We start from the raw sequence: 21,260 nt of genomic DNA, 5'->3' as shown, positions 1-21,260 counted from the left end.
GTGCCCGGAAAGAGGACTACACCGAGGCGGCGGCGTGGCAGGCGCCGTAGCCGTCCGCGCGGGCGACGATCCGGCCCTCCCGGATGCGGACGGCGGTCTCGGTGGCGTCGCTGACGGCGGACACTCCGGCGGCCGCGGCGAGTGTCCCCGACTCGTCGTGCACGAGCCGGAGCCTCGGCCAGACGGACGGCGGGACGGCGGCTCGCAGGCCGGCGCGCAGGTCGGCGACGACCAGCCGGGCGAGCGGGCCGAGCTCACCGGGGTTGCCGGTGACCAGGGCCACCGTCACCGCGCTCTCCGGCGGAGCCGCGCGCAGGGCTTCCTCGACTGCGGCCAGCCGATGGAGTCCGAGGACCGCGACGACACCGTCCTGTTCCAGCACGGCCGGTTCCAGCACGGCCGGCTCCTCGCGCAGTGCGTCGGTCATGGCCGGCGGCGTCCAGGGCCGGTCGACGGGACGGGCCGGTGAGACGTGTGGCAGGTGGGCCGGCCGCCACGTGTCGTCGAGGTCGAGCTCGGCGAGCTGCTCGCAGGCGCGGACGACGGCGAAGGGCTCCCCGAACCCCGGCGCGGCGGCGGCGAGCTGACCGGCGCCGTGCAGGGTCGTGAGGGCGAGCTCGGCCACCTGCACCATGCGCGCGGCGGCCGGCCGCGAGGACGGGAACCGTTCCAGGCACAGTCCGAGCAGGATGGCGCTGAGACTCGTCAACTGCGAGTACGGCCGGCTGACCCGTTCGTCGGACACGATCTCGGGTATCAGGTCCCGGCCCAGCCGGCTCGCGCTGCGCTGGTCCTCGGTGGCCAGTGGGAGCCGGGCCATCCAGGCCCGCGCGAAGTCGCCCAGCGCCGCCCCCGCGGTCGTGGCGGTCGGTGGATACTCCTGCTCCGGTGCCCGCTCCACGTCTTGTGCCAGTACGGCGAAGTAGAGAGCCCGCTTGCTCGGGAAGTTCGAGTAGATCGCACCGCGGGTCAGCTCGGCGCGTTCGGCGATCTGGTCGATCTTGGCGTCCCGGAAGCCGCGTTCGGTGAACTCCTCCCGGGCCGCGGCGAGCACCCTGCCCCGGTTGTGTTCCTGCATCTCCGCCCTGTTGCGCCGGACCATCGCGCCCCTTCGTGCCCTTCGTTGCCGTGACTGCCGGCGTTGCCGTGACTGCCAGCGTAGGCTACTGTCGCCGTTCAAATGTCGTCACCATCTGATCTGACCATCTGGAGTAGGGAGCACGCGTGAGCGCCATCCCCGAGATCGACCTGTCCGAGCCCGCCGTCGTGCGGGACCCCTTCACGGCGTACGGGCAGGCACGCGAGGCCGGCCCGCTCGCGCGGCTGGTGACCGCCGGCTTCGGCGCGATGTGGACCGTCATGAGGTACGAACACGCGAAGGCGATGCTGACCGACCCGCGGTTCGAGCTCAACGCGCACACCTACCTGCGCCCGGACGTCCCCGAGCACTGCCGGAAGTACATGCGGACCATGCAGGAGATGGACGGACCCGAGCACACCCGCCTGCGCCGGCTCGTCTCACCGTCGTTCACCGCGCGGCGCGCCGCGGAGTTCCGGCCGCGCGTCGAGCGCATCGTCGACACCTTGCTCGACGACCTCGCCGACCAGGCCCTACGGGCCGGCGGAGACGCGGTGGATCTGCTGGACCACTTCGCCCGGCCGCTGCCGATCGAGGTGATCTGCGAACTCGTCGGCATACCGGCGGAGGACCGAAGCACGTGGCGGACCTACGGCGCCGCCGTCGCCGCCGGCCACGGCCCCGCGTTCGCGCGGGCCATCCCGGCGATCATGGACGACGCGGCGGCCGCGGTCGCCCGGCGCAACCGTGAGCCCGGCGCGGACCTGCTGTCGGAACTGATCGGCGTCCACGCCGACGACCAGGACAACCTCAGCGAGACCGAGCTGGTCACCCTCGTCTGGCACCTCGTCCTGGCCGGGCAGACCCCGGCGAACCTGGTCGCCAACGCCGTGGAGACCCTGCTCGCCCACCCCGGCGAACTGGCCGCACTGCGCGCCGACGAGAGCGTGATGCCCGGCGCCGTCGAGGAGCTGACCCGGTGGTGCGGCCCCCAACTGCTGACCCTTCCGCGCTACGCCTGCGAGGACGCCGACATCGCCGGTGTCCCTGTCGCCAAGGGAGAACCCGTCACCGTCGCCCTCGCCGCCGCCAACCGCGACCCCCGCGTCTTCACCGAGCCCGACCGGCTCGACCTGCGCCGCCCGGCCGGCCGGCCGGGCCACCTGGGGTACGCCCACGGGCCGCACTTCTGCCTCGGCGCGGCGCTGGCACGGGTCCAGACCGAGGCGGCGCTCACCGGGCTGCTGCGGCGGTTTCCCGCGCTCGCGCTCGCGGACGGGGGCGCCCGGCGCGCACCGGACCCGGGAACCTGGCGCCTCACCGCCCTGCCCGTCTCCCTCTGACTCGGCCTGGCCTGCCCGTCGAGGTCGGTGTGGACGCCACATCGCCCACCGCCGGGTGTCGCTGCGACGCGAGCCCCTCCGGCCCTGAGCACTCGCGGCGCTGAGCACTCAAGACCCGAGACGGGCTCCGACGCCGAGGTCCGCGGCCAGCCGGCGAAGCCGATGCTCGGCCGCCGCCACCTCCTCCATCGACTGCACGACGCCCTCGTCCGCGTCGGCGTACCGCGTCATCCATCCGGTCAGCGAAGTGCCGGTGACAACGGTGTCGACCAGTACCGCGAGCAGGCCGAGCTCGCTGCCGAGCTTGTGGGCGAAGAGGTTCTCCCCCAGTGCGCCGACAAGCGTGCCGCCGTGCGCGGCGTAGGACGCGAGCGTGTGCCGCACGGAGCGAGGGTCCCGGAACGCGAACGTCACCGCGGCGAACCCGGTCTCCAGGCTCGCGCTGTCCGGCCCGATCACATCCCAGTCGGTGAGGACCGGACCGGTGGGTGTCATCAGGACGTTGAAAGGAACGATGTCCCGGTGGGTGAGTACGTGGTCGCCGATGGCGGAGTACGTCGTCCGCAGGCGTTCGGTCTGGTGTAGGTAACCATCCAGCCGCTCGTCGAACGTCGTTGCCCACGGGCGGCCCTGACGCCGTGCCCGCGCGGCCCACTCGTGCCATCGGCCGGCCGGATGCACGTAGTAGAAGGGTTCCAGGTCACCGGCGTCCCCGGCGTAGAGCTCGAGGCTGTGCAGGACGGCGAGCGTGCGTCCCAGCCAGTCGGTCAGGTCGTCGGCCGCGCTGACCTTGCGGTGCTCGACCCACTCGGTGACGCGGTACGCGCCGCGGCCGGCGACCCGCGACGTCCAGCCGTACGCCTGCGTCGGCGGCGGCACCGGCCGAGGCGTGCGGATGCCGGCGGCCGCGGCGCGTTCCTCCAACTCCCTCGTCCGGACAAGCTCGTCGGCCCACGGCGGATCCTCGTCGGGCCAGAGTTCCTTGACCAGGAAGCGGCCGGCGCTCGTGGTCATCCGCCAGGTCCGGGACACCGTGTGCTGGACCAGCACCAGCTCCCCGGTCGGCGTACCCAGGTCGAACGCCTCGGCGACCTGCCCTGCCGTCACGTGCGTGACGGCATCGGCACTCACGCCCTGCGCCAGTCGTCCACTCCGATCCTCCACAGCACGTGCCGCCGGATCGGGTGTCCCTCCGGGACCCGCGGATGGTCGAAGTCACCGTCCGGGTCGCGGTGCATGCCGATCTTGCGCATCACCGATTGCGAACGCTCGTTGACCGGTGCGGTGAACGACACCACCTCGGTCAGGCCGGCCTTCTCGAACGCGAACCCGAGCGCCGCCCTGGCGGCCTCGGGTGCGTACCCGCGCCCCCAGGCGTGGTGGGCAAGCCGCCAGCCGATCTCCACCGCCGGCACGAACGGCGCGTCGAAGCCGACCGGGGACAGCCCGGTGAACCCGATGAAGTCGCCGGTCTCGCGGACCTCCAGCGCCCACAGCCCGAATCCGTCCCGCTCGAAGCCGGCTTCCATCCGGTCGACGAAGACGTCGCTGTCGGCCCTGGTCAGGGGATTGACGAAGTGCTCCATCACCGCGGGGTCGGCGTTCATCGCCGCGAACGGAGCGCGGTCACTTTCTCGCCAGCGGCGCAGCAACAGCCGCTCGGTCATCAGTTCAGGTCCCTCAGCCACCCGGAGATGATAGGCCACGTCTCGACGTAGACCGCCTGACTCGTCACTCCCCGCATCACGCCTGGCTGCGTTGTCATCGTCGCGCGTAGAACACCGCTACGCGACTCCTCCTCCGCCTTGCCAGCCGCACGCGGATGAGCCACTCGTTTCACCGGCGCCCTACGCCGAAACGCGCCCTAGCGAGAAGGGGTGAAGCGGACGAAGGAGATTCGCTCGCCGACGGCGCGGTAGTCGTCCTGGCTGCCGTCCACCTCGAAGCCCATGAACCTGGCCAGCCTGGGCGCGAGCCGCGGATACCGTACGGCGTAACGAGCCATCAGCTCCCCGCCCTCCGACGGCGGCAGCGGAGTCGCGGTCATCGCCTGTGCGCCCCGGCCGACCTGAACGGTCACGTCGGGGTTGGCGAGGATGTTGCGGTACCAGTCCGAGCGCCGCCCGTACCCCGACGGCCCGACGTAACTCCCGTCGCGCGGGTCGTGGTCGATCGCCTCGATCACCACCCGGCGCGGGCGGCCCGACACCCGGCCGGTGTGGGTGAGCAGCATGAACCGGCCGCCCAGCAACCAGCCGAGGTGTGCCCGGTAGAGGTGGATGGGCGACCGGAAGAAGAGCCGGCGGAGTCCGCTCGGCGGCTGCGGGGCGTCGAGGACCTTCATGACGTCTCCTCCTCTCGTGCGAGGAGCCGTTCCGCTGATTTGGTCACTCGCCCAAATTAGCACGCCCGCGTGTCCGAGGTGTCCGGGAAACGTGGGATTGCCAGGCGACGTGCGCAGGGAGGGACGTCCCGCGCTGGCCGGAACAGGCCGGGGCCGTGGGACATTCGCCGCCCTAACGGTTAGCCTCCTTAACTGTGAAAGATGACGAACCTTCGGTCGAGCGTGCCGTGCGCGCGATCGTCCGATTGGCGCGGTTGCTGGAGCGGGCCGACGCCGGGCTGAGCCTCGCGCAGTTCCGGATCCTGGAGCTGGTCTCCCGGGGGACCGAACGCTCCACCCACATCGCCACCCGGCTCGCCACCAGCAAACCCGCGATCACCGTCGTCGTGGACGGGCTCGTCGCCGCCGGACTGCTCACCCGGCGGGGCGAACCCGGTGACCGGCGCGTCGTCCGCCTCGCCCTCACCGACCAGGGACGGGAAGCGCTCGCCCAGGCCGAGGCCGCCTACGGCGACCGGTTGCGCCCGCTGCTGGCGGAGATCTCCGCCCCGGACGCCCTGCTCAGCCAGCTCGCCGAGGTCGACGACGCGATGGACGCGCGCTGGGCCCGGCACTCCCCCGCCGCGAAGGCCCGCACCGCGAAGGACCCAGCCGCCGCGCAGGCCCGCGCCCCGAAGGAAGCAACAGACCTCCAGACCTCACCGTCGCCGGAAGCCGAGGTGCCCACCACCAGATGACCGCCGCCACGACAACCTCGTCCAACGGCTCCCCGCAGCCGGGCCGGCGCCCGTCCGCCGGCAACAGCCAGCCCGCACACCCTGACCAGCCCGCACACCCTGACCAGTCCGGCAAGCCCGGCCGCCCGGGCACACCCGGAGCTCCCGGCGAATCCTCCGCCGACCGGTGGGTACGCCGGCTCGCCCGCTACTGCTGGCGGTCCAGGCCGCTGGTCTTCGCCAGCTTCGGCGGGGCGATCGTGGCCATGGCCGCGAGCGCGTTCGTCCCACTCGTCCAGCGCCAGATCGTCGACAACGTGATCATCGCCCGGAGTGCGCCGATGCTGCCGTGGATCGGCGTCATGCTCGTGCTGGGCCTGACGACGTTCGGCGCGGGTTTCGTACGCCGCTACCTGGGTGGCCGGCTCGCGCTCGACGTCCAGCACACCATCCGCGGCGACCTCTTCCGCGCGCTGTCGAAGCTGGACGGCGCCCGCCAGGACGAGCTGCACACCGGGCAGGTGGTCAGCCGGTCGATCAGCGACATCATGATGGTGCAGGGCCTGCTGCAGATGCTGCCGATGATGCTGGGCAACATCCTGCTGTTCGTCATCTCGCTGTCCATCATGGTGTGGCTGTCGCCGCTGCTGACGCTGGTCGCGCTCGCGGTGGCGCCGGCGCTGTTGCTGATCGGCTACCACAGCCGCAGCCGGTTGTTCCCGGCCACGTGGGACGCCCAGCAGCAGGCGGCGGAGGTCGCCGGCATCGTCGACTCCACGGTCACCGGCGTCCGGGTCGTGAAGGGCTTCGGCCAGGAACGCCGCGAGCTCGGCCGGCTCGAACGCCAGGCGCGCAACCTGTTCGGCTCCCGGCTGCGGGCGATCCGGCTGACCAGCCGCTACGGGCCCACGCTGCAGGCGGTCCCGCTGCTGGGCCAGGTCGGCATCCTCGCCCTCGGCGGTTATCTCGCCGTACGCGGCAACATCACCCTCGGCACCTTCCTGGCGTTCTCCAGCTACCTGAGCCAGCTCGTCGCGCCGGTGCGGATGCTGTCCAACTTCCTGGTCATGAGCCAGCAGGCCCGGGCGAGCGTCATCCGGGTGTTCGAGGTGATCGACTCCCGGCCGGTGATCACCGAGAAGCCGGACGCGATCGAGCTCCCGGTGGGTCCCGGCGCGGTCGAGCTGCGCGACGTGTCGTTCGGCTACTTCGCCTCCGACCCGGTGCTGTCGGGCCTTTCTCTGCGGGTGAACGCCGGTGAGACGGTGGCGCTGGTGGGTACGGCAGGATCGGGCAAGTCGACGATCTCGCAACTGCTTCCGCGCTTCTACGACGTACAGCGGGGCTCGGTCCTGGTCGACGGGCACGACGTCCGCGACCTCACCCTCAGCTCGCTGCGGGCCCGGATCGGCCTGGTGTTCGAGGACAGCTTCCTGTTCTCCGACACCGTGCGTTCCAACATCGCCTACGGTCGTCCGGACGCCACCGACGAACAGGTGCGCGCCGCCGCCCGCGCCGCGGAGGCCACCGACTTCATCGAGGCGCTGCCCGACAGCTACGACACCGTGGTCGGCGAACGCGGGCTCACGCTGTCCGGCGGGCAGCGGCAGCGAGTCGCGCTGGCCCGCGCGCTGCTCAGCGACCCGACCCTGCTGGTGCTCGACGACGCGACGTCGGCGGTCGACTCCCAGACCGAGGCGGAGATCCACGCCACCCTGCGCCAGGTGATGGCCGGGCGGACCACGATCATCATCGCCCACCGGCGTTCGACGCTGCAGTTGGCCGACCGGATCGCCGTGCTCGACGAGGGACGCGTCGTCGACGTCGGCACCGACGAGGAACTGACCAGCAGGTGCGCGCTCTACCGCCTGCTGCTGTCCGGACCCGGTGAGGATGCCGAGGGTATCGAGGCCGGCGAAACCGAGGTCGAGGATGAGCAAGCCGCGGTTGACACCCAGGTCGACGGGATCACCCCCGCCCTGTGGGTACGCCGCGGCGACGACACGCCCAGCCACCTGACCCGGGTGCAGCAGGCCACCGGTCTCGGCGGCGGGTTCGGTGGCGGCGGAGGTCGCGGTGGCGGTGGCGGCGTGGGCGGCGGCTGGCTGGCCAGCATGCCGCCGACCCCGGAAGTGCTGGCCCAGGTGGCGAAGCTGCCGCCGGTCCGCGACGTCCCCGGGGTCAGCATGGAGGACGCGCAGAAGCCCGATCCTGGCTTCACCCTGCCGCGCACGCTCCGGCCGTTCAGTCGGCCGCTGCTGCTGGCGCTGGTGCTGGTGGCGGCCGACGCGATCGCCTCGCTGTGCCTGCCACTGCTGATCCGGCACGGAGTGGACGCGGGCGTGCAGCGGCAGGCGGTCTCGGTCGTCCTGGTGGCCGCGGCGGCCGCGCTCGGCATCGTGATCACCGACTGGCTGATCAACATGGCCCAGACCAGGGTGGCCGGCCGTACCGGCGAACGCGTGCTGTACTCGCTGCGGGTCAAGCTGTTCGCCCATCTGCAGCGGCTCGGGCTCGACTACTACGAACGCGAGATGGGTGGCCGGATCATGACCCGGATGACCACCGACATCGACGCACTCTCGTCGTTCCTGCAGACCTCACTGCTGACCGCGGTGGTGGCGATCCTGCAGTTCGTGGGCGTCCTGGTCGCGCTGGTGTGGATCAACTGGGAGCTCGCCCTCGCGGTCCTCTCGTTGATGCCGGTGCTGATCGTGGCCACGCTGATCTTCCGGGCCAAGTCCTCGATCGCATACCAGGAGGCACGAGAGCGGATCAGCGTTGTCAACACCAGCTTGCAGGAGAACGTCGCCGGGATGCGGGTGGCTCAGGCGTTCGGCCGGGAGGAGCACAACGCCAACCGGTTCGAGGAGAAGAGCGACGCCTACCGGATCAGCAGGTTGCGGGCCCAGCGCTACATCGGCACGTACTTCCCGTTCGTGCAGTTCCTCAACCTGGCCGCGGCGTCGGTCGTCCTCGGTGTGGGTGCCGGGCTGGTGCACAACGGCAGCCTCACCGCCGGTGCGCTGATCGCCTACCTGCTCTACCTCGACCTGTTCTTCTCCCCCGTACAGCAGCTCTCCCAGGTCTTCGACGGCTACCAGCAGGCCCGCGTCGGCCTGCGCCGCATCGGTGAACTGCTGCGCACCCCCACCACGACACCGCAGGCCGAGCACCCGAAGGAGGTCGGCCGGCTCACCGGCGAGATCGTCTTCGACGACGTGCGGTTCCACTACCAGAACGCCGCGGGCGACGCCCTGTCCGGCATCGACCTTCGGGTGCGCGCGGGCGAGACGGTCGCGCTCGTCGGCGAGACCGGCGCCGGGAAGACCACGCTGGTGAAGCTGGTAGCGCGGTTCTACGACCCGACCGGCGGTGCCGTCCGGGTGGACGGCACCGACGTGCGCGAGCTCGACCTCGACGGCTACCGCCACCGGCTCGGTTACGTGCCCCAGGAGGCGTTCCTCTTCCCCGGCACGGTCCGCGACGCGATCGCGTACGGGCGGCCGGAAGCGACCGACGCCGAGGTCGAGGCGGCCGCGCGAGCGGTGGGTGCGCACCAGGCGGTCGCGCGGATGCGGGACGGCTACCTCCACACGGTGGGCGAACGCGGGCGCAACCTGTCCGCCGGGCAGCGGCAGCTGCTCGCGCTGGCCCGGGCGTACCTCGTCGACCCCGACATCCTGTTGCTGGACGAGGCGACCGCGGCGCTCGACCCCGGCACCGAGGCGCTGGTGATCCAGGCGACGGAGACGCTGACCCGGCAGCGGACCACGCTGCTCATCGCACACCGGCTCACCACCGCCGAACGCGCCGACCGGATCGTCGTGGTCGACCACGGTCAGGTGGTGGAGGACGGCACGCACCGGGACCTGGTGGCCGCCGGTGGCCGGTACGCGCAGCTGTGGCGGGTCTACTCCGGCGCCGAACCAGCACACGCCCCCAGCTCGGGAGTCGTCTCCGCCTGAGGTCCATGAGCGGGTCGTCCGCCGCCCGTCCGGCGGCCCGCTCACCCGCTCAGGTGGGGAGGTGCCATTCGATGCGGGCCTGGTCCTCGCTCTGAGACACGGTGACCCGGGCGCCGCATTCGCGGGCGCGGTCTTCCAGCCAGGCAATGCGTTCCGCCTCGATGGTCGCTGCCTGCGGGGGTGTCTGGTCGGAGACGGTCAGCACGAGATGGTCCACCGTGACCTCGATGCACACCTCCACCGACGTCGGTGAGAGGTGCGGGGTGAGTGCGAGCGAATGCCTGACCGCGGTGGCGAGTTCACCGCGCACCGACCTGACGACGGTCGTCCGGTCCAGGTGGCCGGCGAGCACCAGCCGGGGATGCAGGCCGACCGCCGAGCAGGCGGAGTCGATCTCCTCCAGCAGTGGCTGCCAGTCGGTCGACGCCTGGTCCGTCGCCGCGTCGTCCGGCGTCTGGAACACGGTGTCCCGCATCGCCCGTACCGTGTCCTCCAGCTTCTCGACAGCCGACTGCAGCCGGCTGCGGACCTCCGGTTGCCGGCTGAGACCAAGCGCGCTGTGCAGGTCGAGCTCGGACTGGGACACGCGTTCGATCACACCGCCGCACAGCTCGGCGGCGATCCGGTCGCGTTCTCGCAACAACAGCAGCTGGTCGCGGTCCTCCTCCGAGTGCAGGCGCAGCAGCGCAAGCGAGGCTTGACGGGCGAAGCTGCGTACCAGCTCGACCTGTTCACTCTGCTCCAGCGCCGCCAGGCCCTCCGGAGAGCCACGGCGCCAGCCGACCCCGAGGACACCGAGGATCCGCTCCCCCGTCTGCAGCGGCAGCAGCATCCCCGGCCCCATCGAGGCGAGACGCTCGGCGCACCGGGCCGGCGGGTTGTAGCCCTCGACCGTGGACAGGTCGGCGCTGATGATCTCCTCGCCGGTACGAAGCACCCGGGCGGTCAGGCTGTCCGGCGACATCTCGGTGACCGGGAAGTCGTCCATGCCGAACCCGTCCACGGCGATGATCAGCGGTACGTGCGGCCGGACCGGGTCGGCGCACATCACCGCGGAGACGTCGGCACCGCACAGTTCCCGGAAGCCACCTCGCAGGATCTCGCGCAGCGCCTCCTTCGGGTCGACGTGCTTCAGCAGCAGGCTGGTCACGGTGGCGCTGGTGGAAAGCCAGTGCTGGCGCCGGCGTTCCCGGGCCGCGATCCGGGCCTGCTCGATCGTCGCTCCGGCCGCGTTGGCGAGGACGGTGACCGCGGCGGCGTCCTGGTCGGTGAAGGTGCCACCGCGCTTCGCGGCCACGACCAGCGCCCCGCACAGGGTTCCGCACTCCGGGGACAGGATGCGGTCGCCGAGCAGCCCGCCGGCCGGCGTATCGGGCCGGTCGCCGGCACCAGCGCGGTCACGCCGGTGCCCATGTGACCGTTGCCGCGGCAGGGGCAGGCTGTGCACGTCGGTGATCTGCGTGGGCCCCTCGGCGTCGAGCACCTTACGCAGCACGCCGGACTCCGCGCCGAGCAGCAGTGCGTCGTACGTCGGGCGGTGCGCGCCGTGCGACACCGCGAGTTCGGGTTCCTCCCCGTTGACCAGGACGATGCCCGAATACTCCGCGTCGGTGAGCGCAGCGGCGGATTCGGCGATCCGTTCCAAGGATCCGCGTACTCGCTCGTTCGCGATGAGAGTCACCTGAAAAACCTCGCTTCTCTTCTCCCATCCTCGCGCGCACCGGGGCCGGAGTCGTCACCGCGAGCCAGCATCTCTCCTTCGTGGTCCCGGGCTTCCATCGTTACGCGCAGGCAGGAATGCCTTACCGGGTACGGTCGACTGCCCGCCATCCTGCCTGCTGCGGGCGCGGTTTTCCGGCCGTTGGGGGCCGTTGGACCTGTGGTCGCGTGCGCGGCGCCGGTCCTGCGCGCACCTGGGTGCTTCTGGGTGGGTTCCGGTGTGGAGCGCCCGCGCTTTCCGCTGCCGGTGCCGTCGTTCGTCCGCCCGTGGTGGGAAGAACTGGGTGCCCTACCGGTTGTCCTGTTCCTGCGCCCACGGGGTGTTCGCCCACGGGTCGTAGTCGACCTCGAGGGGCTCCTGCGGTGGGCGTTGCGCCTCGGGGACGTGCTGGAGATTGACCCGGATGCGGTACCAGACCGAGCTCCGTCCGCGCATGCCGTCGACCAGGACGTCGGCGGGTTCCAGGTGCCCCACCACGGCTTGGTGGCGGGCCTTCCAGCGTTCCAGCCCTTCCAGGGCCTCTTCTTTCGTCTTCGCGCGGGCTATCTCCACCAGCGGCATCGTCTGTTGCCGGCGGCCGGTCCCCTTGGGCGGCTTCTCCGCGGGGCCGAGTCGCCGGGCGAGGTCGAGCAGCGGTTCCAGGGATCCGTGGGAGGTGCCGATGCCCACCCACGGGTCGCCGAGTGCTTCGTAGCGTTCGAGGACCGTCGGCAGGGTGTACGTCTCGGGCCGGCAGTCGGGCACCTCGTCCCACCGCAGCGGGGTGGACACGCGGGCGTCGGGTGTCGGCCGTACCGAGTACGCTGATGCGACCGTGCGGTCCTTGGCGTTCTGGTTGAAGTCGACGAAGACGCCCTGGCGTTCCTCCTTCCACCACTTGCTGGTGGCGAGATCGGGTGCGCGGTTCTCCACCTCACGGGCGACGGTCTCCGCGGCGAGCCGTACGTCGCGGAACGTCCACTGGGGTTCGGTCCGCGCGTAGATGTGGAAGCCGCGCGACCCGGAGGTCTTCGGCCAGGCGATGAGGCCGTGGTCTTCCAGTACCTCGCGGGACACGAGCGCGACGTCGAGGATCTGCTTCCACTCCACGCCGGGAACGGGGTCGAGGTCGATGCGCAGCTCGTCGGGGTGGTCGAGATCCTCCGCGAGGACCGGGTGGGGGTTGAGGTCGACGCAGCCGAGGTTGATCGCCCACGCGAGTCCGGCGGCGTCGCGCACCACGGCTTCCTCCGCGGAACGCCCGGAGGCGTAGTGGAGCTCGGCCACCTCCACCCAGTCCGGCCTGTTGCCGGGCGCGCGCTTCTGGAAGAACGCCTCCTGCTCGATGCCCTTCACGAACCGCTTCAGGATCATCGGGCGGCCCTCGATGCCGCGCAGCGCTCCGTCGGCGACGGCGAGGTAGTAGCGCACCAGGTCGAGCTTGGTGTGGCCACCGGCAGGGAAGACCAGCTTGTCCGGGTTGGTGACGGTCACCTCACGCCCGGCCACCTCCAGGACCTGCGACTTCGACATGGGCTCACGATAGGCGGAACCACGCCGATCGCGAGGATGCGACGCGGCACGCGGGCGAGCTGCCCCGCACGAGGCGGCCGGGTCCTGTTGCCGTCCCGTGGCCGCCGCCCGGCCCCGCCGCCCGGCCCCGCCGGGCGGAACCGCTGTCACGGTCGTTGCACTTTCTGCTGCGCGTCCACCCACTCGGGCGGGATGTATTCGGGGTGGCCGTGTGCGCCCATGCGGACCGTCCAGCCCTTGTGGTGGACGAAGGTGTGGTGGGTTTTGCACAGGAGGACTCCGTTGTCGAGGTCGGTCGGGCCGAAGTTGTCCCAGGGGTTCATGTGGTGGGCGATGCAGCGGCGTTCGGGGACTTGGCATTCGGGGAAGTGGCAGTGGCTGCCGTCGCGGACGGCGAGGGCGCGGCGTTGTGCTTCGGTGAAGAAGCGGTCGGCCATGCCGACGTCGAGGACTTCGCCGTTGCCGCCGAGGACGACGGGGATGATGTTGGCGTCGCAGGCCATCCTGCGGATCGTGGCGACCGAGATCGGCTCGCCGCGCAGGCCGAGGATCCTGGCTGATCCACCGCCACCGCACTTGCTGCAGCCGTCGTACGGATCGATGGCAGCCTCCGGCCCCGCCGCACCCTCGTCCAGTTCGGTGTCGGCGTCGTCTTGTGCCCCGAGGTCACAGTCCTCGGGCCCGGTATCGGTTTCCGGGTCAGCTCCGGTGGCGGTGTTCGGTTGTGGGTGCTGGCCGGGTTCTCGCGGTTCGGGTATCCGGTCCGCGAGGCTCGTTGTATCCGGTGGTGGTTTCTCCTTGTCCGGTTGACCATTGCGGCAACTCGTCACCCTCTGGCCACCGGGACGACCACGGTCCTCGGCGTCGGCCGCCTCGGTCGGTTCGCGCGAGTCCGTCGTCTCGCCCGGATCGGCGTCCGTGTGTGGGTCGCTAGCGTCGGCTGGCCGGGTTGTCTCGCCGGGGCCGTCCGCCAGGTCCGGATCGACGACCCCTTCGTCAACGCCGGGTTGCGCCGTAGCCCCCGCGGTGGCGTTGGCGCTCGCACCGGGCGCCGCCGCGGGCGCGACGTTGCCGCTCGGCTCGGCCTTGCCGCTCGGCTCGGTGTTGTCGCTGGGCTCGGCGTCCCCGGCGTCCCTGGTGCCGCCTGTGTTGCCGGTCTGCTTGCTGGGCTTGGAGCCGGCAGCGTTGGCCTCTTCGGTGGCGCGGCGGCTCGTGTCTGGCCCGGACTGTCCCGCCTCAGAACCGGCGGTGCGCTTGGCGGTCTCGTCCTGGGGCTGGCCCTTGGCCTGGCGGTTGGTCTTTCGTTTGGCTTGGCGTTGGGCGTCGGGGGTTTGGCAGCCGCACGGCATGGGGCGGACGGGGTTGAGGTCGTCGATGGTGCCGTACCCGACGCCGTTCATCAGGTTGTGCAGATCGATCAGCACGGTGACGCAGTCGCGTCCTCGGCCGCGGTTGGGCGAGGCTTCCCATTCAGCCCACCTGGCGACCAACTCCGCGAACGCGTCCCCACGCTTCTGATCCAGCGGACGGTCGTCGGGTTCGGGGCGGGTGTCACGGGCAACCAGTGCCTCGACCAGCTTGCGGAGGACTTCCATCTCCAGGACCGGCAGCTTGATCACCACGGTTTCCGAACCGGGGATCCCGTTCGGCGCGTACTTCAGGGAGCGGGAGCGTTCTGCGGCACGTTCGGCGTCGTCGAGTTCCTTGCCCAGCCGGCGTTCGGATTCCTCCGGCGCCAGGTAGTGCAGCAACGCCCGGCCCAGCAGGCGTACGTCGTCGGGGTTACGCCGCTTCGACTCCTCGATCAGGTACTCCTCGGCCTTGACGCGCTGTTCGAGGCTGACCCACTTCGGCAGGTCCTTGATCGCAGCGGCGATCACCTGCGCATGCCGGAACGACAGCACCCCACGCGCCAGCGCACGGGCGGTCCGGGTGATGGTGCGGTCCAGATCCCGTGCCAGGGCGACGGTGGCGTAGGAGTCCTTCTTCCCCATCCGCTGGGCATTGCGCAGCCAAGCCGCCGTGCTCGCCGCACCCGTCGTCTTGCCGATGTCGCGGGCCTCGGCCTGGCGCACCAAGGACAGTTTCAGCGCGGCCGCCCGGGATTCCTCGACGGTCAGTTCGCTGATCAGCTCACCGAGCTCGCGGGCTTCCAGGGTGGTGGTGGGGGTGGACAGGGCCTCGTCGAGCCCGGCGCGGAACAGGGCGACCGCAGCCCTCAACCGGGCAGCGGCACCACTGCCGCCTGCGCCGGGAAGATCCTGCGTCGTCGAATACATGTTCGAACTCTACAGGCTGCCACCGACAGCTCACCCGTTGTCCACAACGCGACCCCGAGAACACGCCGATCCGCTACCTGTGGACAAAAACCTGGCACGAGGCCGGGGGCGGCGGACCCGCGGGTCATCGATCCGTGGACACCGCCGAGACCCAGTCAAGCCGCAGCAAGCAGGACAGGTGGTCCCCGGGCCCGCTACAGGGGCTGGCAGGTGGGCGCCGACCAGGCGCCCACCTCGCGACCTTCTAGCGCTCCTTCAGCATGCGTACGTACGCGTCGTGCAGGTCGTTCCAGCCGAACTCGACGGCCTCCATACCCCGGATCGGACCCACCGGGTCGCCGTCGAGCAGGTGCTCGGCGACGTCGAGGCACAGGTGCCAACCCGCCGCGACCCTGGCAAGCATCTCCGGGTCGCCCACCCGGTGCCGCAGTGTCAGCAGAGTGCCCGCACCCTGAGCGGCGAGCTCCCACCGCAACAGGTCGAAACCCCAGGTGTACTCGAGCAGCCGGGGCGGCTCGGCCCGGAGCACTGTCGAGGCAACGTCGTCCGTCGTGGCGCCGTCGACCATCGTCAAGGTCGCGTCGCCGGCGAGGCCGAGGTCGCGGTCGGGTACGAACGGCGCCCACTCGCGCAACTGGTCGGGTTCGGTCAGTGCCGCCCACACGCGTTCGGGCGAGTGGCGGAGTTCGCGGGTGAGGACGAGCGTCCACCCGTCGTCCTCACGGGTGGCCTCCACCGGGGCCGGCGGGCTGGGTCGAAACGTCGATCGGTCCATCGATCACTCCTCACCAAGGGACGGTACACACAGAGGGAAGGTCGCCGGCGGCCGTGCCGACAATGCGTCAGCCTCTCGCGGCACCTAATATGCTGTTCCGGTTATATAGCCGTCAAGTCCTGTCCGCCCTCGCCGGAATCCCGCCCGAACCCCACGGCGCACCCACGCGATGACTTTCCGGCCGTCACGGAGTCCCTTCCGGCGACGCGATCCGACACACAATCCGACACAATCCGGTTGCTCCCGACATGGGCCGTGGGCCTACCGTCGTACTCGCTGCGCGGCGGCACCACCGGTTCGGCCGGCACAGCCCGGAGGCGGCTCCGGCAGTACGACCGAAAGGGGACCTCGTGACATCGCAGTCGACCGCACTCGGCCCCCGCGCGAGCCGACGAGAATGGATCGGGCTGGCCGTACTGGCACTGCCGACACTGCTGCTCTCCCTCGACATGAGCGTGCTCTACCTCGCCCTCCCCCACATGAGCGAGGATCTCGGCGCGACGGCGACCCAGCAACTGTGGATCATGGACGTCTACAGCTTCATGATCGCGGGCTTCCTCGTCACGATGGGCACCCTCGGCGACCGGATCGGCCGCCGGCGACTGCTGATGATCGGAGGTACGGCGTTCGCGGTCGCGTCCGTGCTCGCGGCGTACTCCACCTCCGCGGAGATGCTGATCGCCACCCGCGCCCTGCTCGGCATCGCGGGCGCCACTCTCATGCCGTCGACACTGTCGCTGATCGGAACGATGTTCCGCGACCAGCACCAGCGAGGCGTCGCGATCGCGGTGTGGATGACCTGCTTCATGGTCGGCATGACCGTCGGGCCGCTGGTCGGTGGCGTACTCCTGCAGAACTTCTGGTGGGGCTCGGCGTTCCTGCTCGGCGTACCGGTGATGGTGCTCCTGCTGGCGACCGCGCCCGCGCTGCTGCCGGAGTTCCGCGACGACGAGGCGGGCCGCATCGACCTGCTGAGCGTCGCCCTGTCGCTGGCCACGGTGCTGCCCGTGGTGTACGGCCTGAAGGAACTCGCCCACGGGGGCCGGCACCCCGGTCCCGTGCTGGCGGTCGTGGTCGGCCTGGTGTTCGGCGTACTCTTCTGCCACCGTCAAGTCCACCTTGACGATCCGCTGCTGGACCTGGAGCTCTTCCGCTCCCGCCGGTTCAGCACCGCCCTGTGCATGAACTTCGGCGGCGCGATCGTGATGGCCGGAACGTTCCTGCTGATCAGCCAGTACCTCCAGCTCGTCGCCGGCATGTCGCCGCTGCGCGCGGGCCTGGCCACCGTCCCGGTGAACGTCGCGATGGCGATCAGCTCGATGCTCACCCCACAACTGGCCCGACGGTTCCGGCCGGCGGTCGTCTCCGCGGGCGGGTTCGCGGTCGCGGCGCTGGGGCTGGTGGTGGTCGCGCTGGCGGCCGGGAGGTACGGACTCGTCGTGTTGCTGGTGGGTTTCGCGCTGGCCAGCGTCGGCATCGCCGCGCCGTCCGCGCTCGGGGTCAACCTCATCGTCGGCGCGGCACCACCCACGAAGGCCGGCGCCGCGTCCGGCATGTCGGAGACCAGTGGCGAACTCGGCGTCGCCCTCGGCGTGGCCACCCTCGGCAGCATCGCCGCGGCCTTCTACGTCGCCCAGGTGAGCGTCCCCGCCGGCGTTCCCACCGCGGCGGCGGATGCGGCGCGGGAGAGCCTGTCCGGCGCGGTGGTCACCGCCGGCGGACTGCCCGAGCCGCTGGCAGCCGCCCTGCTCGGGTCGGCTCGCAGCGCGTTCACCGACGGCCTGGCGGTCGCCGCGGTCGTCGGTGCCGTGGTCCTCACCGCGGTCGCCGTCGTGTCCGGGGTGATGTTCCGTCAGCTCCGGTCGTACGGCGACGAGCCCGTCGCCGAGTCAACCGAATCTGCCGGCTCCGAGCCGATCGACACCGACACACCTGCCTGAGCCGGCCGTTCGCGCGCCCGGCGCCGGGTGAGCGCCACTCCCACCAGACACAGCGCTCCCCCGGCGAACGCCAGCGGCACCGGCACCTCGCCGAGCAGCAGCCAGCCGAGCAGGATGGCCACCGGCGGCACGAGGTACGTCGTGGCACCCATCCGGCCGGCGCTCGTCCGCGACAGTGCGTACGCCCAGGTGGTGAACGCGATCGCGGTCGGGAACGCGCCCAGGAACACCACCCAGCCCAGGGTGGACGGACGCGCCGCCACGGCCTCGCGTACCAGCTCCGGACCGAACGGCAGACAGGCGATCGTCCCGATCACGCACGCCAGCCAGGTCACCTGAAACGCCGGCAGCCGCGCGAGCAGCGGCTTCTGTGCGACCACCCCGACGGCGTAGGCGACCGCGGCGACGAGGCACAACAGCACCCCCACGGTGTCCGCGGAGGAGCCTGCGGAGGTCGCCACCCCGATCACCACCACGCCGCCGAACGCGACGGCGCTGCCCAGCAGCAGCGCGGCCGGGAACCGCTCCCCGAGGAACGCCCCCGGCCAGCAGCGCGATCAGAATCGGCCCGACGTTGACCACCATCGCCGCGGTGCCCGCGTCGACCCGGCGCTCGGCTGCGTTCAGCGCGACGTTGTAGACGCCGAACCACAACACGCCGCACACCACCAGCCGCGGCCACAGCGACCGCGCGGGCCAGGGGAGGACCGGGTCAGCATCACCACGCCCAGCACCACGCTGCCGACGAGCAGCCGGCCGAGCGACAGCGCACCGGGCGAGAGTTCGGCGCCGACGTGGCGGATCGCCACGAACGCCGAAGCCCACAACACCACCGTGGTCGCCGCAGCGATCACCGGTAGCCACCCGGATGGACGGGCCCCCGATGATGCGGACGGCGTGGACGGGACAGCGGAGGATTCGGTCGAGGTCACCGGACGAGCGTAGGCAGCCGACTCTTCGGCCCTTGCCGAACGCTTCGGCGAGGCGCGGAATCCGTGGTCAGCGCTGGGTCGGCCGGGCCTGGACGAAGACCCACTGGTGCCCTTCGAGGTCCTCGGCGACGTAGCTACGGACGGCGTGTACGGCGATCCCGCTGACGATCCGTGCCCCGTGGTCCCTGGCGTGGGCGAAGTGGGCGTCGAGGTCGTCCACGTACACCCACGGAACGTGCGTACGCCGAGGCAGGACGGGTTCGGCGCTCTCCTGCTGGAACAGCATCACCAGGCTGTCGCCCACGTGGAACTCGATCCAGCCCGGGCGCTCGCCCTCCTCCGGCGGGCGGTCGACGTCCCAGGAGCCCAGCCCGAACACCTCGTCCAGCCAGCGCGCCGCCGCCACCGGATCCTCGTACGACAGTGCCAGTCCCAACCGGCCGATCTCGCGAGGTGTGCGCGGCGCGGTGTCGCGGCGCCGGCTCCACGCCGAGAAGGTGCGAAGCATGTTCGCCCACCCGAACCCCACGGACGCCGGGTCGCCGCCGGGACGGAGGTACTGCGAGACCAGGACCCGGGTGCCGCCGGTCCCGGTCGGCTCGAACCGCACGTCGGTCTCGGTGTCCTGGACGCTGCCGCGCAGGACCAGCCGGGCGCCCGGCTCCCAGACCGTGATCCGGTCGGTCTCCAGGACGTCGCCGGTGGACTCGTCGTAGATCTCGAGTACGCGGCCGCCGACGCCGCGCTCCATCCGCAGCTCGGCCAGCCGGGAGCTGTCGAAGTGGTTGATCGGCCCGCGTACCCACCACAGGTCGATCTCCTCGGTGAAGATCGCGAACGCGGTGAACCGGTCGACGTCGACCTCCACGGACGCTTCGGCGCAAGTGCGGCTCACGACCGGCCCCGGCGTTCGACGTGACGGCGGAACGAGCCGAGTTGCTCGGTCCAGTGGGCCTGCACCTGGTCCAGCCAGGCCGACACCGCGGCGAGCCGATCCGCGCGGAGGGAGAAAATCCGCCCGCGGGCGTCGTCGGGTGGCCGCTCGTCGGTCACCAGACCTGCCCGCAGCAGGACGCGCAGGTGGCGACTCATCACCGGCGCGGACGTGCCGAGCTCCCGGGCCAAATCGCCGGCGCGGTAGGGGCGTGCGCCGAGGAGCTCGACGACGCGGCGGCGGGTCGGGTCGGCCAGGGCGCCGAACGCCTCGTCCACCCGGGATTCCGTTTCCTTCACCACGCCGAAATAGTTGCACTTGCCTCTAACAATTGGCAAGCTGCGCCACATGACCGAGACGAAGCTCCCCACCGTGGTCCCGATGCTCGCCTACGAGAACGCGAGCGCGGCGATCGAGTTCCTCACCGCCGCGTTCGGCTTCACCGAGCGCTTCCGGCTCACCGACGACGACGGACGCATCACGCACGCCGAACTCGCCTACGGCGACGGCGGCGGGGACGGCCAGGGCGTCGTCATGCTCGTCGACTTCGGCAACGGGTACGAAAGTCCCGCCACGCACGTGCGGACCTGTGAGACCACCAGGCGCTGGATGGACACTCCGTACATCGTGAACGGCGTGTTCGTCCAGGTCACCGACGTGCGCGCCCACTTCGACCGGGCCAAGGCCGGCGGGGCCACGATGCTGTCGGAGGTGAGCGACACCGGCCACGGGATCCTCTACCGGGCCGCCGACCCCGAAGGCCACCGCTGGATGTTCAGCCAGCCCAGCGCCTGACCCGTTCTTCCGCCCGCACCCGTCGATGTACGGTCGCGACGTGGCACAGATCGGCATGGAGCAGATCGGCGTCGTCGAACGCGTCTGGCGGTATCCGATCAAGTCGGTCGGCGGCGAGTCGCTGCGCCAGGCGGACGTCGACGAGCGCGGGCTGGTCGGTGACCGCGTGTACGCCGTCCGCGACGCACGGGGGAAGTTGGGGTCGGGCAAGAACAGCCGTCGGTTCACGAGGATGGACGGCCTGCTTCACCTGTCCTCGCGGCTGCTTTCCGACGCCGACGAACCCGTCCTGCTGGACGTGGACGGCACGGCGGTACCGGACGCGAACGGCTTCCTGCGCAGCTACCTGAACCAGGACGACGTCGAGCTGGCCCGCGAGGGCGAGATCTCCCACTTCGACGAGCTGCCGGTCAGCGTCCTCACCACCGCGACGCTGGACTGGGTTCGGGCCGCCGTGCCCGACGTCCCCGTGGACGAGCGCCGCTTCCGGCCCAACCTTCTGGTGCGGACCCCACCCGGCTGCCCGCCGTTTCTCGAGGACGGCTGGCCGGGTCGTGCGGCCAGGATCGGCAACGTACGGCTCACGTTCGTCCGGTCCTGCGTACGTTGCGTCATGGTCAACGCCGACCAGCCCACGCTCCCGCACTCCTCGGACGTGCTCCGCACGATCGCGGCCGGCCACGACAACTGCCTCGGCACACTCGCCACCGTCGCCGCGCCCGGTGCGATCACCGTCGGTGACACGGTCGCCCTGGAATCGCAGGACGCCCTGTAGTCACCCCTTTGCACCAAGTGTCCGCCCGGGCGTCCGCCGCAGCAGGCAGCGAAGTCGCGACGGATCCCGTACGGTGGGCAGTTCGGCGGGCCCGAGGTGCGACCGGTCGCCTCCGCTCGCCACGACCAGACGTGAGGAGACGGACGCCG

At 71.1% G+C, this 21,260-nt stretch carries 18 protein-coding genes; 6 read left to right on the top strand and 12 right to left on the bottom strand.

The genetic code is table 11. From position 1 onward, the window contains the following. Window positions 1-16 precede the first annotated feature (16 nt). Window positions 17-1,102 carry a helix-turn-helix domain-containing protein gene (locus ABZV93_RS01065; RefSeq protein ID WP_354928315.1) on the bottom strand — a complete coding sequence of 362 codons (1,086 nt, stop codon included), beginning with the start codon at window positions 1,100-1,102 and terminating at the stop codon, window positions 17-19. Between the two features lie 122 nt (window positions 1,103-1,224). Here ABZV93_RS01065 and ABZV93_RS01060 point away from each other — a divergent pair, with 122 nt between their 5' ends. Beyond that, window positions 1,225-2,421 (top strand): cytochrome P450, encoded by a 1,197-nt coding sequence (locus ABZV93_RS01060; protein WP_354928312.1) that lies wholly within the window; start codon window positions 1,225-1,227, stop codon window positions 2,419-2,421. A gap of 108 nt (window positions 2,422-2,529) precedes the next feature. Here ABZV93_RS01060 and ABZV93_RS01055 read toward each other — a convergent pair whose 3' ends face one another. The 3 genes from ABZV93_RS01055 to ABZV93_RS01045 form a co-directional block, all read right to left on the bottom strand. Continuing rightward, window positions 2,530-3,528 (bottom strand): phosphotransferase, encoded by a 999-nt coding sequence (locus ABZV93_RS01055; RefSeq protein WP_354928309.1) that lies wholly within the window; start codon window positions 3,526-3,528, stop codon window positions 2,530-2,532. A gap of 20 nt (window positions 3,529-3,548) precedes the next feature. Further along, complete coding sequence (locus ABZV93_RS01050) at window positions 3,549-4,109, bottom strand: GNAT family N-acetyltransferase (RefSeq protein ID WP_354928306.1); 561 nt, start codon at window positions 4,107-4,109, stop codon at window positions 3,549-3,551. A 176-nt stretch (window positions 4,110-4,285) separates the two neighbouring features. Next, a complete protein-coding gene (locus ABZV93_RS01045; RefSeq protein ID WP_354928303.1) occupies window positions 4,286-4,765 on the bottom strand; it encodes a nitroreductase family deazaflavin-dependent oxidoreductase in 480 nt (159 codons plus the stop codon). 194 nt (window positions 4,766-4,959) lie between these two features. Between ABZV93_RS01045 and ABZV93_RS01040 the strand changes: the two genes are divergently transcribed. Together ABZV93_RS01040 and ABZV93_RS01035 are read left to right on the top strand one after the other, a co-directional pair. Next, window positions 4,960-5,502 carry a MarR family transcriptional regulator gene (locus tag ABZV93_RS01040; protein WP_354928300.1) on the top strand — a complete coding sequence of 181 codons (543 nt, stop codon included), beginning with the start codon at window positions 4,960-4,962 and terminating at the stop codon, window positions 5,500-5,502. After that, window positions 5,499-9,449, top strand: a complete 3,951-nt coding sequence (locus tag ABZV93_RS01035) for an ABC transporter transmembrane domain-containing protein (protein ID WP_354928297.1) — start codon at window positions 5,499-5,501, stop codon at window positions 9,447-9,449. The genes ABZV93_RS01040 and ABZV93_RS01035 overlap by 4 nt, the downstream gene beginning before the upstream one ends. A gap of 49 nt (window positions 9,450-9,498) precedes the next feature. Here ABZV93_RS01035 and ABZV93_RS01030 read toward each other — a convergent pair whose 3' ends face one another. The 4 genes from ABZV93_RS01030 to ABZV93_RS01015 all read right to left on the bottom strand — a co-directional run bounded on the left by ABZV93_RS01030 (window position 9,499) and on the right by ABZV93_RS01015 (window position 15,735). Continuing rightward, window positions 9,499-11,130 carry a GAF domain-containing protein gene (locus tag ABZV93_RS01030; protein ID WP_354928294.1) on the bottom strand — a complete coding sequence of 544 codons (1,632 nt, stop codon included), beginning with the start codon at window positions 11,128-11,130 and terminating at the stop codon, window positions 9,499-9,501. A gap of 327 nt (window positions 11,131-11,457) precedes the next feature. Further along, window positions 11,458-12,681: a DNA polymerase domain-containing protein gene (locus tag ABZV93_RS01025; RefSeq protein WP_354928291.1), complete on the bottom strand. Its 1,224-nt coding sequence runs from the start codon at window positions 12,679-12,681 to the stop codon at window positions 11,458-11,460. Between the two features lie 146 nt (window positions 12,682-12,827). Further along, entirely contained in the window at window positions 12,828-14,960 is a 2,133-nt protein-coding gene (locus tag ABZV93_RS01020) for a DUF222 domain-containing protein (RefSeq protein ID WP_354928288.1), read from the bottom strand. A gap of 244 nt (window positions 14,961-15,204) precedes the next feature. Continuing rightward, window positions 15,205-15,735 carry an SRPBCC family protein gene (locus tag ABZV93_RS01015; RefSeq protein WP_354928285.1) on the bottom strand — a complete coding sequence of 177 codons (531 nt, stop codon included), beginning with the start codon at window positions 15,733-15,735 and terminating at the stop codon, window positions 15,205-15,207. Between the two features lie 350 nt (window positions 15,736-16,085). Here ABZV93_RS01015 and ABZV93_RS01010 point away from each other — a divergent pair, with 350 nt between their 5' ends. After that, window positions 16,086-17,675, top strand: coding sequence for an MFS transporter (locus tag ABZV93_RS01010; RefSeq protein WP_354928282.1), 1,590 nt, complete (start codon window positions 16,086-16,088; stop codon window positions 17,673-17,675). On the opposite strand, the gene ABZV93_RS01005 is transcribed toward ABZV93_RS01010, so the two are convergent. The 4 genes from ABZV93_RS01005 to ABZV93_RS00990 form a co-directional block, all read right to left on the bottom strand. Then, window positions 17,588-18,136, bottom strand: coding sequence for a DMT family transporter (locus tag ABZV93_RS01005; RefSeq protein ID WP_354928279.1), 549 nt, complete (start codon window positions 18,134-18,136; stop codon window positions 17,588-17,590). The two genes, ABZV93_RS01010 and ABZV93_RS01005, sit on opposite strands and share 88 nt — an antisense overlap. Window positions 18,137-18,298: 162 nt before the next feature. After that, entirely contained in the window at window positions 18,299-18,529 is a 231-nt protein-coding gene (locus tag ABZV93_RS01000; protein WP_354928276.1) for a hypothetical protein, read from the bottom strand. Window positions 18,530-18,674: 145 nt separating this feature from the next. Continuing rightward, a complete protein-coding gene (locus tag ABZV93_RS00995; protein WP_354928273.1) occupies window positions 18,675-19,502 on the bottom strand; it encodes a VOC family protein in 828 nt (275 codons plus the stop codon). Next, the gene (locus ABZV93_RS00990; RefSeq protein ID WP_354928270.1) at window positions 19,499-19,843 is read right to left on the bottom strand and encodes a metalloregulator ArsR/SmtB family transcription factor; all 345 of its coding nucleotides are present in this window, start codon (window positions 19,841-19,843) and stop codon (window positions 19,499-19,501) included. The genes ABZV93_RS00995 and ABZV93_RS00990 overlap by 4 nt, the downstream gene beginning before the upstream one ends. A 46-nt stretch (window positions 19,844-19,889) precedes the next feature. On the opposite strand from ABZV93_RS00990, the gene ABZV93_RS00985 reads away from it, so the two are divergent. Both ABZV93_RS00985 and ABZV93_RS00980 read left to right on the top strand, forming a co-directional pair. After that, window positions 19,890-20,336 (top strand): VOC family protein, encoded by a 447-nt coding sequence (locus ABZV93_RS00985; protein ID WP_354928267.1) that lies wholly within the window; start codon window positions 19,890-19,892, stop codon window positions 20,334-20,336. A 40-nt stretch (window positions 20,337-20,376) separates the two neighbouring features. Beyond that, window positions 20,377-21,111, top strand: a complete 735-nt coding sequence (locus ABZV93_RS00980; RefSeq protein ID WP_354928265.1) for an MOSC N-terminal beta barrel domain-containing protein — start codon at window positions 20,377-20,379, stop codon at window positions 21,109-21,111. Window positions 21,112-21,260: the final 149 nt, after the last annotated feature.

This window comes from Actinopolymorpha sp. NPDC004070 (assembly GCF_040610475.1).
Classification (GTDB): Bacteria; Actinomycetota; Actinomycetes; order Propionibacteriales; family Actinopolymorphaceae; genus Actinopolymorpha.
This window is presented reverse-complemented; position numbering and strand designations above follow the sequence as displayed.